17 protein-coding genes are annotated in these 15830 nt (G+C 62.7%); 2 read left to right on the top strand and 15 right to left on the bottom strand.

What is annotated here, in order from left to right:
- Positions 1-61 precede the first annotated feature (61 nt).
- The 10 genes from QQL64_RS12470 to QQL64_RS12425 form a co-directional block, all read right to left on the bottom strand.
- Positions 62-367, bottom strand: coding sequence for an STAS domain-containing protein (locus tag QQL64_RS12470; protein ID WP_284400090.1), 306 nt, complete (start codon positions 365-367; stop codon positions 62-64).
- A gap of 12 nt (positions 368-379) precedes the next feature.
- Positions 380-1564 carry a methyl-accepting chemotaxis protein gene (locus tag QQL64_RS12465; protein ID WP_284400089.1) on the bottom strand — a complete coding sequence of 395 codons (1185 nt, stop codon included), beginning with the start codon at positions 1562-1564 and terminating at the stop codon, positions 380-382.
- A 16-nt stretch (positions 1565-1580) separates the two neighbouring features.
- Positions 1581-2678 carry a protein-glutamate methylesterase/protein-glutamine glutaminase gene (locus tag QQL64_RS12460; protein WP_284400086.1) on the bottom strand — a complete coding sequence of 366 codons (1098 nt, stop codon included), beginning with the start codon at positions 2676-2678 and terminating at the stop codon, positions 1581-1583.
- Between the two features lie 95 nt (positions 2679-2773).
- Positions 2774-3430: a chemoreceptor glutamine deamidase CheD gene (cheD, locus tag QQL64_RS12455; protein ID WP_284400084.1), complete on the bottom strand. Its 657-nt coding sequence runs from the start codon at positions 3428-3430 to the stop codon at positions 2774-2776.
- Positions 3427-4308: a CheR family methyltransferase gene (locus QQL64_RS12450; RefSeq protein WP_284400081.1), complete on the bottom strand. Its 882-nt coding sequence runs from the start codon at positions 4306-4308 to the stop codon at positions 3427-3429. Before QQL64_RS12450 ends, cheD begins: the two co-directional genes overlap by 4 nt.
- Positions 4309-4312: 4 nt before the next feature.
- Complete coding sequence (locus QQL64_RS12445) at positions 4313-6034, bottom strand: methyl-accepting chemotaxis protein (RefSeq protein WP_284400079.1); 1722 nt, start codon at positions 6032-6034, stop codon at positions 4313-4315.
- A gap of 12 nt (positions 6035-6046) precedes the next feature.
- Positions 6047-6553: a chemotaxis protein CheW gene (locus QQL64_RS12440; RefSeq protein WP_404600985.1), complete on the bottom strand. Its 507-nt coding sequence runs from the start codon at positions 6551-6553 to the stop codon at positions 6047-6049.
- Positions 6554-6642: 89 nt separating this feature from the next.
- Positions 6643-8622: a chemotaxis protein CheA gene (locus tag QQL64_RS12435; protein ID WP_284400074.1), complete on the bottom strand. Its 1980-nt coding sequence runs from the start codon at positions 8620-8622 to the stop codon at positions 6643-6645.
- Between the two features lie 23 nt (positions 8623-8645).
- Positions 8646-9008 carry a response regulator gene (locus QQL64_RS12430; protein WP_284400072.1) on the bottom strand — a complete coding sequence of 121 codons (363 nt, stop codon included), beginning with the start codon at positions 9006-9008 and terminating at the stop codon, positions 8646-8648.
- Between the two features lie 14 nt (positions 9009-9022).
- On the bottom strand, positions 9023-9289 hold the full coding sequence (locus tag QQL64_RS12425; RefSeq protein WP_284400069.1) for an STAS domain-containing protein: 267 nt from the start codon (positions 9287-9289) through the stop codon (positions 9023-9025).
- A gap of 427 nt (positions 9290-9716) precedes the next feature.
- Between QQL64_RS12425 and fliK the strand changes: the two genes are divergently transcribed.
- Both fliK and QQL64_RS12415 read left to right on the top strand, forming a co-directional pair.
- Positions 9717-10847 carry a flagellar hook-length control protein FliK gene (gene fliK, locus QQL64_RS12420; RefSeq protein ID WP_284400067.1) on the top strand — a complete coding sequence of 377 codons (1131 nt, stop codon included), beginning with the start codon at positions 9717-9719 and terminating at the stop codon, positions 10845-10847.
- Positions 10844-11113, top strand: a complete 270-nt coding sequence (locus QQL64_RS12415) for a flagellar biosynthesis protein (protein WP_284400065.1) — start codon at positions 10844-10846, stop codon at positions 11111-11113. Before fliK ends, QQL64_RS12415 begins: the two co-directional genes overlap by 4 nt.
- Positions 11114-11141: 28 nt before the next feature.
- Here the strand turns inward: QQL64_RS12415 and QQL64_RS12410 are convergent, their stop codons facing one another.
- From QQL64_RS12410 to QQL64_RS12390, 5 genes are read right to left on the bottom strand one after another with little or no spacing between them, the layout of a single operon-like run.
- Entirely contained in the window at positions 11142-11555 is a 414-nt protein-coding gene (locus QQL64_RS12410) for a DUF2802 domain-containing protein (RefSeq protein WP_284400063.1), read from the bottom strand.
- Complete coding sequence (locus tag QQL64_RS12405; protein ID WP_284400061.1) at positions 11545-12021, bottom strand: chemotaxis protein CheW; 477 nt, start codon at positions 12019-12021, stop codon at positions 11545-11547. Before QQL64_RS12405 ends, QQL64_RS12410 begins: the two co-directional genes overlap by 11 nt.
- 9 nt (positions 12022-12030) lie before the next feature.
- Positions 12031-13122 (bottom strand): flagellar motor protein MotD, encoded by a 1092-nt coding sequence (motD, locus tag QQL64_RS12400; RefSeq protein WP_284400060.1) that lies wholly within the window; start codon positions 13120-13122, stop codon positions 12031-12033.
- Positions 13119-13859 carry a flagellar motor protein gene (locus tag QQL64_RS12395; protein ID WP_284400058.1) on the bottom strand — a complete coding sequence of 247 codons (741 nt, stop codon included), beginning with the start codon at positions 13857-13859 and terminating at the stop codon, positions 13119-13121. The genes motD and QQL64_RS12395 overlap by 4 nt, the downstream gene beginning before the upstream one ends.
- A 1-nt stretch (position 13860) precedes the next feature.
- Positions 13861-15789: a chemotaxis protein CheA gene (locus tag QQL64_RS12390; RefSeq protein ID WP_284400055.1), complete on the bottom strand. Its 1929-nt coding sequence runs from the start codon at positions 15787-15789 to the stop codon at positions 13861-13863.
- Positions 15790-15830: the final 41 nt, after the last annotated feature.

The following is a 15830-nucleotide window of genomic DNA, read 5'->3' as shown; positions in this document are numbered from 1 at the left end:
AGGATGACTGAAAGATGAGGCTTGGCTCGATCTCGACGCTAAATCGGCCGAAACACATGGCTCAGTGCAGCGTAAAGAGCTTATCGAAACCAGCTACCCGCAACGTCCCGCGTAATGCGCTGCTGGCATTGACGATACGTATCTCGGCACGGTCGCCGCCCGCATGCTCGCGTAACAACAGCAGCATGCCCAACGCCGAGCTGTCCATGCTATCGACATTACCAAGATCGATCACATAACTGCGCGATGGTTTGCGTTCGCCCAAGCAGGCTTCGTGAAACTGGCGGTGCACGCTGAAGTCGAACTGGTTGCCGAACTGCAGGGTCAGGCAATCCTGCTCGGTGTCGTGCTGGACATTGAGATTCATGGCAATCACTCCTTAGAACAGTTCAATCTCGCCCGCATCCATCGTGTTCTGCAGGGCCGGCCCGCGCGAACGGATGCGTGCTTTCTCGCGTTGCAAGGCGAGCCGCTCGCGTACGCGGTCGGAATGTTGCCGCAACATCTGCGCGTCGACCGATTCACAAGCGAGTGTCTGGATATCGCGCGTGGTTTCGGCGGCAACGCCCTGGAGCTCGACCAGGCGCGTGCGCGTTTGGTTGAGTAGCTGACTAAGAATGTCTTCGAATTGCAGTGAGCGGATCGTAGTGGATACGTCGGTACCAAGACCGCGATTGATCTCCACTACCTGATCGGCCACGGCGCTGGTACGCGCATCGCTTTCGGTGACATGCGCCATCATCGCGTCGATGCCGCCCTTGGCCGAGAGCGCCACGTTGAGATCCTGCGCGGCCAGTTCGCCGACCAGGCCGCGCACCTGTTCCATCGCGATACGCGCGCGCTCGACGTGGCTGCCGATCTGTTCGTTGAACTGGTTGGAATGACTGGCGAGGTTGCGGATCTCGCCCGCCACCACCGCAAAGCCGCGCCCCGCCTCGCCGGCACGCGCCGCCTCGATCGCCGCGTTGAGCGCCAGAAGGTTGGTTTCCTCAGCGATCGTGTTGACGTTCTTGAGCAATGCGAACACCGCGTCCATTTCCTTGGACATGCCGTCGATGCGATAAACGATGCGCAAACTTTCGCGCGACAGTTGCACGATCAGGCCCACGAAGTGTTCCAGCAGGTCTCCGGTGCGCGCAGCGAAATCCTGCACCGAAACGCCACCGTTCTGTACATCGATGATCTGTTTGAGCAGCGACTGCTGCATGCCGGTCTTGTGCGACAAGCCGTCGAAACCACCGCCCAACTCCGAGACCGCATCACGCAGCAGATCAAGCGCCTGGTGCAGTTCGCGCGAAGCGTGTCCAAGCTCGTCGACCAAGGCGCCTCGCACGTCCTCCAGCGCTTCACGCACCGGCGCGTTATCGGGGTCGGCCGATGTCTCCACCACGATGGCGGGTGTCGCCAGACGGCGGCATTCGAATATCCACACGGCGCAAAGCGCCGTGACCAGTACCGGCGCCATCCAGATCGGATTCCAGGCAAGGCACACCAGCAGGGCCACGAGGCTGGCGCCGATGCCTACGACGGGGCGCGGGGCGGAAGGGAAAGTGAAGGCGGACATAGGATATTCCGGTGCGTCAGGAAGCGGCGCGACGCGCGCCGGCGATAGGTTGTTGCGCCAGCACCAGCAGGCGCGCGGCGATCTGTTCCAGCGGGATCTTTTCGTCGGCGGCACCCAGCTTCCAGGCGGCGCCCGGCATGCCCCACACCACCGAGCTCGCCTCGTCCTGCACCAGCGTGGGCGCGCCGCTCTCGCGCAACTCGAGCAGGCCGCGCGCGCCGTCGTCGCCCATGCCGGTCAGCAGCACGCCGATCGCGGAGGCGCCGACGCTGGCGGCCATCGAACGGAACAGCACATCGACGCTGGGCTTGTGACGATTGACCTGTGGGCCGTCGTGCAAACGGCAAACATGTTTGGCGCCGTCCCACATCACCAACAGATGTTCGCCACCAGGCGCGATGTAAGCGTGACCGGGCTGGATCGGCTGGCCGTCGCGGGCTTCGCACACGCGCATCGCCGAACAGTTGTTCATGCGCGTGGCGAACGGGCCGCTAAACGCCGCGGGGATGTGCTGGGTGATCACCATCGGCGGCGCGTCCGGCGGCATCGCTTCGAGCAGCACGCGAATCGCTTCGGTGCCGCCGGTGGACGCACCGACCGTAATGATGCGGCTGCTGCCGCGCGTACCCGGTGATTGCGAACGAGGCAACACCGCATCGGCGGAAAGCCGCGGCGGCACGTCGAGTTTCTGCACCGTCGTGTAGGCGCGCGGCCGGGTGAGTGCGGCCAGTTTCACCTTGGCGCAGATTTCCTGCGCAGCATCCGCAAAACTGTTCGCCAGATCGCTGGACGGTTTAGTGAAGAAATCCACCGCGCCGATTTCCAGTGCGCGCAAGGTCACCTCGGCACCGCGCTCGGTCAGCGAGGAGACCATCACGACCGGCATCGGTCGCAGGCGCATCAGGTTTTCCAGAAAGGTCAGCCCATCCATGCGCGGCATTTCCACGTCGAGCGTGAGCACGTCGGGATTGAGCTGCTTGATCTTGTCGCGCGCGATCAGCGGATCGGCGGCCACGCCGACGACCTCGATGCCCGGATCGGAATCGAGCATGGCCGACAACAATTTCCGCACCAATGCGGAGTCGTCGACTACCAGGACGCGAACTTTTTCCATTGCCGCTTTCTCGCTTAATGCATGAATCGTTGTGTTTAACCCTCCCCTGCAAGCAGCGGAGGGGGCAGATCCCGCGCAGTCCTGAAGCTGCGCCATCAGAAAAGCTCTACCTCTCCCTTTATCGGATCATTCGCCAAACGCTTGAGGTAGCTGCGCTCGTTAGCGGCCAGCTCGTTATCGCGCGACGTGCGCAACTGCCGCACCCGCACCCGCCCGCTAGCGGGAAAGAACTGCAGCTGCCGCGGATAGATGTCACCGACATCGGACGCAAGGAGCGGCAACTTTTCCGTTTCGAGGTAGCGCTTTACGAACGCGATGTTGCGTTGCCCGACGTCGGTCATCTGCGCCAGCACACGGCCGCCACCGAAGATCTTCACGGTCAGCGCTTCGCGCCTGCCGCCCGCCTTCAGAATCGCATTGATCAGTTGCTCCATCGCATCACTGCCGTACCGCGCCGCGCGCCCTACGGCCGCGGACCAATCGTTGCGCTCCGCGCCCATCGGCTCGGGCAGCATGAAATGATTCATACCTCCGATCCGCCGTTCGCTGTCGCGAATGCAGGCCGACACGCAAGAGCCCAGCACGGTGGAGACCAGTTCCTCCTGCGCGCTGACGTAGAACTCGCCGGGCAGCACCTTGACCGTCATGCACGCATGAGTGGAGTCCCAGAACCGGCGCATATGCTCGAAACCAGGCAATACTGCGGCCGCGGCGGCAGGCGCGATGGCAACGCCGGGCATTGGCGCCGTCATGACACGCACTTCCGATAGACGGTGCGGCCCACCAGTTCGAACGAATCGCTAAGGCCGTACATCGATTCGGAATGGCCCAGAAACAGATAGCCTCCCTGCTCCAGCAAACCGGCATAGCGCTGAAACAAACGCTGCTTGGTCGGCTTGTCGAAATAGATCACCACGTTGCGGCAAAAGATGGCATCGAACGGCCCGCGCATCGGCCAGTCGTGCAACAAATTGAGCGGTTGGATCGTGACCAGTTCGCGCAGCCGCGGATGCACGCATGCGAGCCCCTCATAAGCGCCTTCGCCGCGTAGAAACCAGCGATTGCGACGCTCTTCGCTGATGCCGCCCATGCGCTCCAGCGGATAAGTGCCGGCACGCGCGGCCGCCAGGGCCTGCGGCGACAGGTCGGTCGCCAGAATGCGCGCATCGACTTTGCTTCCGGTGCGCTCAAGCGCTTCGGCCAGCACCATCGCAAGAGCATAAGGTTCCTCGCCAGTAGAACAACCGGCCGACCAGATGCGCAGGCGGCCGGTGTTGCCTTTGGCCTCCAGCCAACGCGGCAGCAACTCGTCGACGAGCAGGTCGTAGTGATGCATCTCGCGAAAGAAGGCCGTGACATTGGTGCTGATCGCACTGGCCAGCTCGCCCAGTTCGCTGTCCGGATCGGTACGCAGCAGATCGACATACGCGTCGAAGCCATCCAGATCCAGCGCGCGCAGGCGACGCAACAACCGCCCTTGCACCAGTTGACGCTTATGTTCGCCAAGCACGATGCCGCAATGCTTGTAGACAAAATCGCTCAGGAATGCGAAATCGGTATCGCCAAGCGACCACCCACCTGCGCTGGCCACCGCGCCGCGCGAATCGTCGAGCATGATGCGCGCGGCCATGCGATCAGAACTCCTTCCAGGCGCCAGCGTCCGCTGTCTCTACCGCACGCGGCGCCACCTTTGGCACACTGCGCTTGCGTACCGCCGCGAATACCGCTTCCGCTTCGGCCACGACTGTATCGCCGGCTTTTGCCTTGGAAGCAGGCCTTTCTTTCGCCATACCATTGATCTGGAAAAACCCGACCTGACTGGTGAGCTCGTTGGCCTGCTCGTGCATCGCACGCGCCGCCGCCGAGGCTTCTTCCACCAGCGCCGCATTCTGCTGCGTCATTTCATCCATTTGCGACACGGCGTTGTTGACCTGATCGATGCCGGCCGACTGTTCCTGACTGGCGGCAGCGATTTCAGCGACGATGTCGGTGACCTTCTTCACGCTGTCGACAATGTCCGCCAACGCCTTGCCGGACTGATCGACCAGCTCCGAACCGGCACGCACCTTGTCCGCGCTGTCGTTGATCAGCAGCTTGATCTCTTTCGCCGCGCCAGCGCTGCGCTGTGCCAGGTTGCGCACCTCGGTAGCGACCACCGCGAAACCGCGGCCTTGTTCGCCGGCGCGTGCCGCTTCCACCGCCGCATTCAAGGCAAGCAGGTTGGTCTGGAACGCGATCTCGTCGATCAGGCTGACGATGTCGGAAATCTTGCGACTGGAGCTGTTGATTTCGCGCATGGCGGTCACGGCCTGCGCCGCCACTTCGCCGCCGCGCTCGGCCTGTTCGCGCGCACCGCGGGCCAGTTGGTTAGCGTGGCTGGCGTTTTCCGCGTTCTGCTTTACGGTGGAGGTCATTTCCTCCATCGAGGATGCGGTTTCCTCCAGGCTCGACGCCTGTTCCTGCGTACGCTGGCTCAAGTCGTCATTGCCGCGCGCAATCTGCTGCGCGGCCGTGCTCACCGCATCGGAACCCTGGCGAACTTCGGCGACGATTTCCACCAGGCGCTGATCCATCGTGCGCAAGGCGGCGAGCAGTTGCGCCAACTCGTCATCGCCCTTCACTTCGATATCGTGCCCGAGCTTGCCGCCGGCAATTTCGTTGGCGACCTTCATCGCATAGCTCAGCGCATGCGAGATCGAACGAATCAACATGATGGAGCGGAGCAGCGCGAACAGCAGGCCGGCGATCAGCGCGATGAAAGTGATCATGCGCACGCGCTGGTAGCTTTTCACCTGATCCTGGAAGATCTGCCCGGCTTCGGCGCTCTGCACCTGCACGAGTTTGGAGAGGGCGTCCTGACGCTGCATCAGCAACGGACGCAGCTCCATTTCAACTAGATCGGAAGCGCCCGTATCGGCTTGCTTGATAGCGTCGAGCACATCCTGCTTGGCCTGCTGGTAGTCCTTGTCGGTGACGTGCCATTCCTTGTTGGCCGCCGCCACTGCCGGACTTAGCGGCAGCTTGGCGAAGCGATCCTTGTAGTCGTTCATTTCCGTCTGATAGCGATCGAACTCCGCCAGCTTCTGTTTCACCTGGTCGGCCTTGCCGACCAGGGCCGCCGCTTCGTTGAGCGTGAGGAATGATTTGAGCGAATCGGCTCGCACCACGTCCAGCAACTGGGTGGGCACCAGCTCCGATTCGTAAATTCGCTGGGTGCCTGCGTTCTGCTGGGCCATCGACATCAGGCCGATGGCGGCACCGGCCAGCAGCATCACGCCCAGCAAACCGACCAGCATGATCAGGCGAGCGCGGATGGAGAACGATTTGAACTTGAATTTCGGGAAGCGCAATTTCATTGTCTTATTCCTTCAGGCCACAGCTTTCACATCGCCAGCCGCGTTCAGCGCGGCCTCGAGCATCTGCGCGTCCTGCGGTTGCAGCAATTTGTCTGCATCGAGCAGCAGCACCATGCGGTCGCCGATCGAGGTCAGTCCCTTCAAATATTCGGTATCCACCGTCGTACCCATGTCAGGCACCGGACGCATGGCATCGTCCGCGACATCCAATACGTCGGAGACGGCATCCACCACCACGCCGAACTGGCGACCCGCCACGGTGATGATCACGGTGACGGTGGTGGCGTTGTATTCCTCGCGGCTCAAGCCGAAGCGCAGGCGAAGATCGATCACCGGCACGATGGCACCGCGCAGATTCAGCACACCCAATACGTAGTGCGGCGATTGCGGAATGCGCGTCACCGGCGTCCAGCCGCGGATTTCGCGCACGGCCAGAATGTCGATGCCGTACTCCTCGTGCGCGAGGTTCACGGTAAGGTATTGCGTTTCGGCGCTGCCGTTTATGGATGGTTGACTCATGTGCATTCCGGATGGCTGGTTTGCTGCCCTTTGAAACGTATCGGCGGGGAACGGGTGGGCTTTAGCTGGGAAACGGGAGATGCGTTCGCTTACGCCGCCTTGCGACGCGACTGCATTCTTATCAAGCCCGCGACATCGACGATCAGCGCCACCGAGCCATCCGCCAGAATCGTGGCGCCGGAGATGCCGTCGACACGGCGGTAATTGGCTTCCAGCGACTTGACCACCGCCTGCTGCTGGCCGATCAGTCCGTCGACGAACAGACCGACCTGACCGCCGTCCGCCTCGACCACGATGAGCAGACCGTCTTCGATGTTCTGGCGCGCACTTGCGCAACCGAATTGCTGATGCAGGCGGACGATCGGCAGGTATTCGCCGCGGAAACGGAACAGCTCGCCACCGCCGGTCACGCTGCGCACCGCGTCGGCGGGCAGCTGGATGGATTCCACGATCGACACCAGCGGCACGATGTAGCACTCGTCGCCTACTGCTGCGCTCAGGCCATCGATGATCGCCAACGTCAGCGGCAAGGTGATGGTGAACGTGGTGCCGGCACCCGCGCGGCTCTTGATGGCGACGTTGCCACCGAGATCCACCACGTTGCGGCGAACCACATCCATGCCCACGCCACGGCCGGATAGATCGGTCGTGACTGCCGCGGTGGAAAAGCCCGGCTGGAAGATCAGATCGCCCACGGCTTCGTCGGTGATCCCCTCGCCGCTCTTGATCAAGCCCTTCTGCAACGCCTTGGCGATGATCGCTTCGCGATTGAGGCCAGCGCCGTCGTCGACGATCTCCACCACAATGGAGCCGCCGCGATGGAAGGCTTCCAGGCGCAGCGTACCCACTTCGTTCTTGCCGGCGGCGCGGCGTTTTTCCGGCGTTTCCAGACCATGATCGATCGCATTGCGCACCAGGTGCACCAGCGGATCGCCGATCTTCTCCAGCACCGTCTTGTCCAGCTCGGTGTGCTCGCCGACCATGTCCAGTTTCACGTGCTTGCCGAGCTTTTGGCTCAGATCGCGCACCAACCGCGGGAAACGGTTGAACACCGATCCGATCGGCAGCATGCGGATACCCATCACGCTTTCCTGCAGCGTTCGGGTATGCCGCGCCAACTGTGCAAGACCTTCCTGCAACAGGCTCAGCCGCGAAGGATCGAATGCTTCGCGGAACTGATCGAGCATGGCCTGCGTAATCACCAGCTCGCCGACCAGGTCGATCAAGCTGTCGATCTTGTCGATACCGACACGCACCGAACCCGCATCGTTACTGCTCGCAGCGTGACGTGATGCCCCTGCCGCTCCGCCTGCACCGGTCGGTGCAGCAACGGCCTCGACGACCGGTGCAGGCGGCGGCGCGGCGGCAACGCGTGGCTCGATGCTCAGATCGCACTCGTCCTCGACCCACTCGAACACTGCCGCGATAGCCTCGCGACTGACCGCGCCGGTCAGTTCGATACGCCAGCCTAGATGGCATTCGGAAGGGTCGAGCGCGTCCAGCGCGGGCACACGATCCAACTGTGCCTCGACGACCAGCTGCCCGAGCGCAGCCAGTTCACGCATCAGACGCAACGGGTCGTTGCCGCCGGCCAACATGCCAGCGTGGGGACGGAACTGAATGATCCAGCCGCCGGGTGCCGCGGACTTGGTAGCGGCTTTCGTTGCAGCTGCCGGTATCTCGCGGCCGACTGCAGCGGCCAATTGCAGTTTCAGACTTTCACTGCCGGCATCGGCCAAGGGCTGGCCGGCCTCGGCACGATCGAACATGCCGCGCAGGCAGTCGACGGTACGCAACATCAATTCGACGATCGGCTTGTCGATCGCGCGTCGACCATCACGCACCTGATCGAGCAGCGATTCTGCCTCATGCGTAAACGCTGCCATCTCCGGAAACCCGAACGTCGCCGCGCCACCCTTGATCGAATGCGCCGCGCGGAAAATGCTGTGCACCAATTCCGCGTCGCCACCCTCATCGAGCGCCAGCAACGCCGCTTCCATGGCATCCAGCCCTTCCAGGCTTTCCTCGAAGAAGACTTTGTGGAATTGCGCGACGTTGATCGTGCTCATAGATAACTCTTGATGATCGATGCTTAGCCGAGAACGCGGCGGACCGTAGCCAGCAGCTGTTCCGGATCGAACGGCTTCACCAACCAGCCGGTTGCACCTGCCGCTTTGCCTTCCATCTTTTTGTCCGTATTGGACTCGGTGGTCAGCATCAGAATCGGCACGCCCTTGTATTCCGGACGCGTGCGCAATTCGCGCACCATGCTGATGCCATCCATCACCGGCATGTTGACGTCGGCCAGCACCAGGTCGAAGCGCGACGCTGCCGCCGAATCCAGCGCCAGCTGACCGTTCTCCGCCTCGCTGACGTCATAGCCGGCGCTGCGCAACGTCAACGCCACCATGCCGCGCATCGAAGCCGAATCGTCTACCGCAAGAATCTTTGCCATCTTCCACCTCAAGTTCAGGCCGACGTTTTCGCCGGCAATGCCAATGTCTGTGCCAGGCCCAGCTGGCTCGCCGCGTCGTACAACGGTGCACTTGCACCGGCCCAAGTCACCGCATGCCCGCGCTTTTGCGCGTCGCGTTGGAAAGCGACCAACAGCTGCAGGGCCGCCGTATCGACACGATCCACCGTGCTTCCATCCAGCACGATCGGCGACACATTCAGCGCGTCGCGCAGCTGCCGATGCATATCCATTACGTCGGCGATCCGAAAGTCGGCAGGCATACCTACACGCCCCGCAACGCTCGTCCCCGCAACACCTTTGCTCTTGCCGCCCATAGCCCTGCCCTCGACGGTGTCTGTTGAAGTTTTATCGGCCAGCACAGAGCCAGCTTTAGAGCCTTTTCACAGGATTTAGACCCGCCCACGGGCGAGCCCAGCTTTTCAGCTCTGGCTCTTCGAAAAGTGCGCGCATGGATGCGCGCGGCTCTACCCGGGGCTCCTTAGGGCGCGGCGGGCGGGTGAAGGAAAGTCCGGAGGATGGCTCGCTGGGAGGAATGAAACGATGTCGCGAGAGTGGCCCCTCACCTCAATCCTCTCCCCAAAGGGGAGAGGAAGAAAGCCGCTAAAGTTCGAACCAACCCCGCCGATACCCTCCCCAAGGTTCGCGAAAACGTGCGAAACAGCGCCATCGCCAACCGGGGAGCGCAGCGTGATCATCCAGCCAACCAGCGTTGCCGCACTGACCTGGCTCGGTGCCGCCGCCGGCGCCAGCTCAGAAGGTTGGCGCATCGGCAGCGTGCTGTCCGCTCGACCGCTCGGCATCACCGAACAAGGCCTGATGGTGTTGCAAGTCGGCGCGCTCACCGTCGAAGCGGAAGCTCCCGGCACCAAGCTCCCCCCACAATTTCAGGTCCGCGTTCTCAGCCTGGGCGCACAGCCGCAACTCGAAATTCTCGGTGCGGCGTCTCCGCTCGACAGCAACGTCAATCAGGCACTGCGCGAACGCTTGCCGCAACAGAATGGCTACGCGCCGCTGTTGGCTACCGTGGGCGCTTTGTCGCAATGGTCCATCGTGCGCCAGTTGCCGCCGTATCTGCGCTCGGCGTTGGCGCTGCTCGAACACAGCATGAGCACGCCGCAAGAGCTGTCCACCGGCGATGGCTTGCGTCAGGCCATCAACCGCAGCGGCCTTTTTCTCGAAGCGCAACTTGCGCAGGCGCCGGCGAGCGACGCAACCACCGCGCACGACGATATGAAGGGCGCCATGCTGCGCCTGCTGGCCATACTGAAAGGCCAGCCTGCCCTCAACGAAAGCAATGACGTCGAAGTGGATCCGCCCCTGTTTTATCGCGGTGTCGTGCCGCAAGGCCGGCTGGCGCTTCCACCCGAATTGGTCCACACCAGCGAAGCCACCGACTTTCTGCCGCGTCTCAACGCGGATGTGCAGGCCGCACTGGCACGGCTCGAGGTGGCGCAGCTACAAGCGGGAGCAGCCCACTGGATGGTGGAGATTCCGGTCCAGGACATGGAAGGCGCCGATGTGCTTCAACTGATGCTGAAACAGCAGCAGGATGCGGAACAAGGCTGGACGATGGGCTTTTCGCTGGATTTGCCATCGCTCGGGCCGATCGTCGGCGAGCTGCATCTGCGCGGTATGCGTCTATCGGTGCGCTTGTGGGCACAGCGCCGGCGAACGGTGGATCAGCTGGAAGAACAGTTCGACGATTTACGCTCACGCCTCGACGCCAGCGGTCTGTTTCTCGATCAGCTGAGCTGCCAGCTCGGCCTTCCGCAAGCAGGCAGCAGTGTCAGCGCGGTATTTCTGAAGGCCACCGTATGACTGCGCCGCTGCTGCCCGCACCGCAACGCAAGGTCGTGCTCCGCCTGTCGGGCGGCGACAGCTCGACCAGGCCGTCGAGTCTCAACGCCAGCGACGTCGACAATCTGTTCAAGCATGCTCACGCCCTGGGGCTGCCCTTGCATCACGATGCGCAGGTCGCCGCCTTGCTGGTGTCGCTGCGCATGAACGCGGACGTGCCGCCGCTTTTGTATGCAGCGGCGGCAGCGGTGCTTGTCAGCATCTACGAGGCGTCGCGCAAGCCTTAGCTCTTCGCCTCTCCGCTGTCAGCAATGATCAGGCGCGCTTGGCATACAAGCGCAATACCAATTCTGCTTCGTTACGCGAAAGACCGCAGCGTGCGATCAGCTGCTCCAGGTCGCTGCCTTCGCGCGCCAATTGCTGCGCCAGCTCGTAGTTGCTTGCGGACGAGTGATGACTTGCCGAGCGCAGCGCCTTCATCTGCGTGGCGGGCACTTCGACCGGGCGTTGCGGCGCACTCGTCTCCGTTCGCTGCCCAAGCGCCTCCAGCATGCTCAAACGATGATCGATCTTGTTGAGCGCATTGATCAGCAATAGCGCGGGCACGCCGCCGGCATCATTCTCTTTGACCGCAAGACTCCGTTGCAGGCGACGCCCCTGGCGCCAAAGCAACGCCAGCATAGTCACTTGCAGCACCACCAGCACAACAACCACCGCTTCAAGCCACATCTTGCAAGGTCCGGTTGAGGCGGCATAGCCGCGCGACATCGAGCAAGGCGACAAAACCGCCCTGCCAGCCCATCACCACTTGCACGGGGTCGTCCACACGTCCCGAACGCGCAGGCGGCAATTCGATCGCTTCCGCTTTCGGCTGCAGCAAATCGCCCACTGCATCCACGCGCAGGCCGATGCGATGTGTGTCATGCGCGAACACCACGATGCGCACCGACGCTGGATCGCTCGTCGTGCCATGGTTCAACTCAAGACGACGACGACCGTCCATCACCGGCACGATATTTCCACGCAGATGGCAGATACCAAGCAGATCCGTCGCTGCGCCGGGCACCGGCGTGGGCTCGCAGTCACGGATGACTTCGCTGACCTGGTTGAGCAGCACCGCGTAGTGCTGGCCATCCAGTTGAAATGACAACCAGGGCTCGCGCGCGATCGATTCGAGGTTAGGAACAAGGCTCATGCGCTGGCGTTATCCCTTGCCGTCGGGCGTGGTCAGATGAGGCGGCGACACGACCTCAGGCGTGGTGATGATGGTCGCCACCGGCACGATGACTTGCGTAGCGGGAAGCATGGCGGGAGCCGGAGTCGTGGGTGCTGCACTCGTGGGTATGGGAGAGGTTACGGTCGCAGGCGACTGCGTCGCGACCGCGGACGTCGCCGTTTGCCCATCGGCCGCATCCGTATCGGCATCGGCGGTCTGATTGACCTGATCGCTATTGGTATAGAAGCGCCGCGGTGCAGCTTTGTCGCTCAACACCACCACCAACACGCGCCGGTTTCTATTGCGGCCATCCACGCTGGTGTTCTCGGCAGCAGGGTGATACTGGCCCCAGCCGACGATGCCCAGACGTTCCGGGTCGACACCGTGTTCGGCAAACAGCCGCGCCACGCTGGCCGCGCGCGCGGCCGAAAGCTCCCAGTTCGAGGGATACACCGTGGTATCGATCGGCACGTCGTCGGTATAGCCTTCCACGCGCAGCGGATTGGCGAAGGGGGCGAGGATCTTGCCGAGGCTGGTCAGCACGTCGTTGGCCGAAGGCGACAACGTGGCCACGCCGCTAGGAAACAGGATATCCGTGCGGATCTCGATTTCCAGCCAATTGGGCGTGGGCCGCACGATCACCAGCTTCTTGTCGATCAGCGGCTGCAACGCACGCTCGACTTCGCGGCGGATACGTTCGAGATTCTGCCGCTCGTCGCCGAGTTTTTCTTTGTTCTGATCGGACGGTGTGCCCGGTGTCGTCGCGGGTGTGCTGATGTGCTGCGTCAATACCGGCAACAGGATCTGCGCCAGCGGCGTACGCGGTATAGGTGCAGGCTTGCTGGTGGGCACTGGGATGCTCGACTGCGGTGCACTGGGTGTCACCGGCTGGATCACCGAGCGCGAACCGTTGAAGGCTGCCGAGATGGCCTGCGCCAACGCCCGATACTTGGTGGTGTTGACGCTGGACATGGCATACAGCACCACGAACAAGGCCAGCAGCAGGGTCAACAAATCCGCATACGGAATCACCCACGCTTCGTGGTTCGGATGGTCCTCGTGTTTGTGCCGCCGCCTCATATGAGATAACCCTGCAGCTTGCTTTCGATCTGTCGCGGGTTATCGCCCTGCGCGATCGAGATCAGCCCTTCGATCAGGATTTCCCGCACCTGGGTTTGCTTGTGGATCAGTGCCTTCAGCCGCGCGCCAATCGGCAGCAACAGCAAGTTGGCGAGGCTGATGCCATAGATCGTGGCAACGAACGCAGCCGCGATACCGTGACCGAGTTTGGCCGGATCGGTAAGGTCGCGCATCACGGCCATCAGGCCGAGCACCGCGCCAATGATGCCCATGGTCGGCGAATACACGCCGCCGTTCTCGAATACTTTCGCGGCATGCAGGTCGGCCTGCTCGCGCGTTTCCACTTCCAGTTCCAGCACGCCGCGGATCGCTTCCGGCTCGCTGCCGTCGACCAGCAGTTGCAAACCTTTTTTCACCAAGGGATCTTGTTCCGCGTCGATATGCGGCTCGAGGCCGAGCAAACCCTGGCGGCGCGAAATCTCGCTCCAGCCGATCACTCGGCTGATCAGGTCGGATGGATGCAATTGCGGCGGTTTGTAAACCATCTTCAGCATGCCCGCCGCTCGCTTCAGCACCTTGCCCTGCGTATGCAGCATCAAGGCGGAGATGGTCCCGATAAACACGATCACGAAGGCCGCCGGATTCCACAGTGCCGAGACATCGGTACCCTTCAGGATGGCGCCGACGATCAGCACCACGAAGGCTAGGATCGTGCCGATGATGCTTATGACGTCCATATCAGGCCGACACCTTCAATGAGGGAAGCAAACGCCCGCCGTCTTGCGACAGCGCCGCCAGATCCAGCACGAGTGCAAGCCGTCCATCGCCCGTGACGGTCGCGCCGGCGACACCCGGCACGCCTTCGAACAACGGCCCGAGCGGCTTGACCATCACGTCCTCGCGCCCGATCACTTCATGAACCAGGCAACCCAGATGCATGTGGCCCACATGCAGCACCACCACATGACGACCCCCTGGACCGCCGATGCAAGCCCACTCGCCCAGATCGCCAAGCACCAACGCTCGACCGCGATGGGCCGCGACACGCCGTCCGTCGAGCATGTGATCGTGCTGAGGATTCAATTCGAACACTTCGCTGACATTGCTGAGCGGCAGCGCGAACAAGCGATCGCCCACGCGCACCATCAACACGCGCAGGATGGCGAGCGTCAACGGCACCGTGAGTTCCAGCGTGCTGCCGTGACCCAGCCGCGAATGCACCTGCAAGGTGCCGCCAAGTTCGGCGACGCGCGTTTTCACCACGTCCATGCCGACGCCGCGGCCGGAAATGTCGGAGATGGTCGCGGCGGTGCTGAAGCCGGGACGGAAAATCAGTTCGTAGCATTCCACCTCGGACAGCCGTGCGGCTTGCGCGGCGTCGATCACGCCTTTTTCCACCGCTTTGCGGCGCAAGACTTCCGGATCCATGCCGCGACCGTCGTCGCTGACCGAGATCACAATACGTTCGCCACGCTGGCTGGCCGAGAGTTTGACCTTGCCTTTGCGCGGTTTGCCGGCGCGTTCGCGTCCGGCCGGATCTTCCAGCCCGTGATCGACGGCGTTGCGCAGCAGATGGATCAGCGGATCGGCCAAGGCTTCGACCAGGCTGCGGTCGAGATCCGTATCTTCGCCTTCCTGAATCAGTTCGATGTCTTTGCCGAGTTGGCGCGCGAGATCGCGCACGATGCGCGGAAAACGCTGAAACAGGCGGCCGACCGGCTGCATGCGCATGCCCAGCACCGCGGTCTGCAGATCGTCGGAGACGCGATCGAGATCGCCGGCCATGGTCGACAGCGTTTCGTTCTCGCTACGTGTGGCGAGACTCAATAAACGATTGCGTAGCAGCACCAGTTCGCCGGCGCGGTTGACCAATGTATCCAGCCGCGCCGTGTCCACGCGCACGGTGTTTTCAGCTTGCGAAGGCTTGGCCGATCGGGCCGCCTCGACCGGTGCGGGTTCCGGCGCAGGTGCCGGCGACGAGACGGCAACGCCGCCTGGCGCGGCGCCCTTGCCGTGCAAGTTATCCAGCAAAGCCTCGAATTCGTCCTCGCTGATGTCGGTTCTTTCCGCAACGCTCGATGAGGGAGCCGCACCGGGCGCCGCTCCCTTGCCATGCAGTGTGTCCAGCAGGCTTTCGAATTCGTCGTCGCCGATTTCTTTTGAAGCATGCGCCGGCACGCCCGGTGAACCGCCTTGCCCGTACAGCGTATTGAGCAAGGCTTCGAATTCCGCCTCGATGGGATCGGCGGCGCGCGCCGGCACCGGCTGTGCCGCAGGCGAATGCTCTACCACAGGCTGCAGGCGTTGCAGCAAGGTGGGCGGTGGCGGCGACATCGGCTCACCGTTGGCCAACGCCGCCATCATGACGTTGAGCAGATCCAGCGCTTCCAGCAGCGCATCCATATGCGCCGCGCCAAGCACCAGCCTGGCATTGCGCGCGTCATTGAGCAGTTCTTCGGCGCAATGGCACAGCTGCACCATCGGCTCGATGGACAGGAATCCCGCGCCGCCTTTCACCGTATGAAAGACGCGGAACACCGCATTGAGCAACTCGCGGTCATGCGGCGAGGCTTCCAGCTCGATCAGCTGTTCGCCCAGCCGCTGCACCAACTCCCCGGCCTCGACCAGGAAATCGTCACGCAACTCGCTGTCCAGGTTCGCATCCATCAATGTGCGTCCTGACTCGCGATCGATGGATGCCCGAACGT

The organism is Dyella lipolytica, assembly GCF_030160075.1.
In the GTDB taxonomy this organism is placed as follows: Bacteria; Pseudomonadota; Gammaproteobacteria; order Xanthomonadales; family Rhodanobacteraceae; genus Dyella_B; species Dyella_B lipolytica.
The sequence above is the reverse complement of the archived record's forward strand: the minus strand, read 5'-3'. Positions and strand labels throughout refer to the sequence as shown.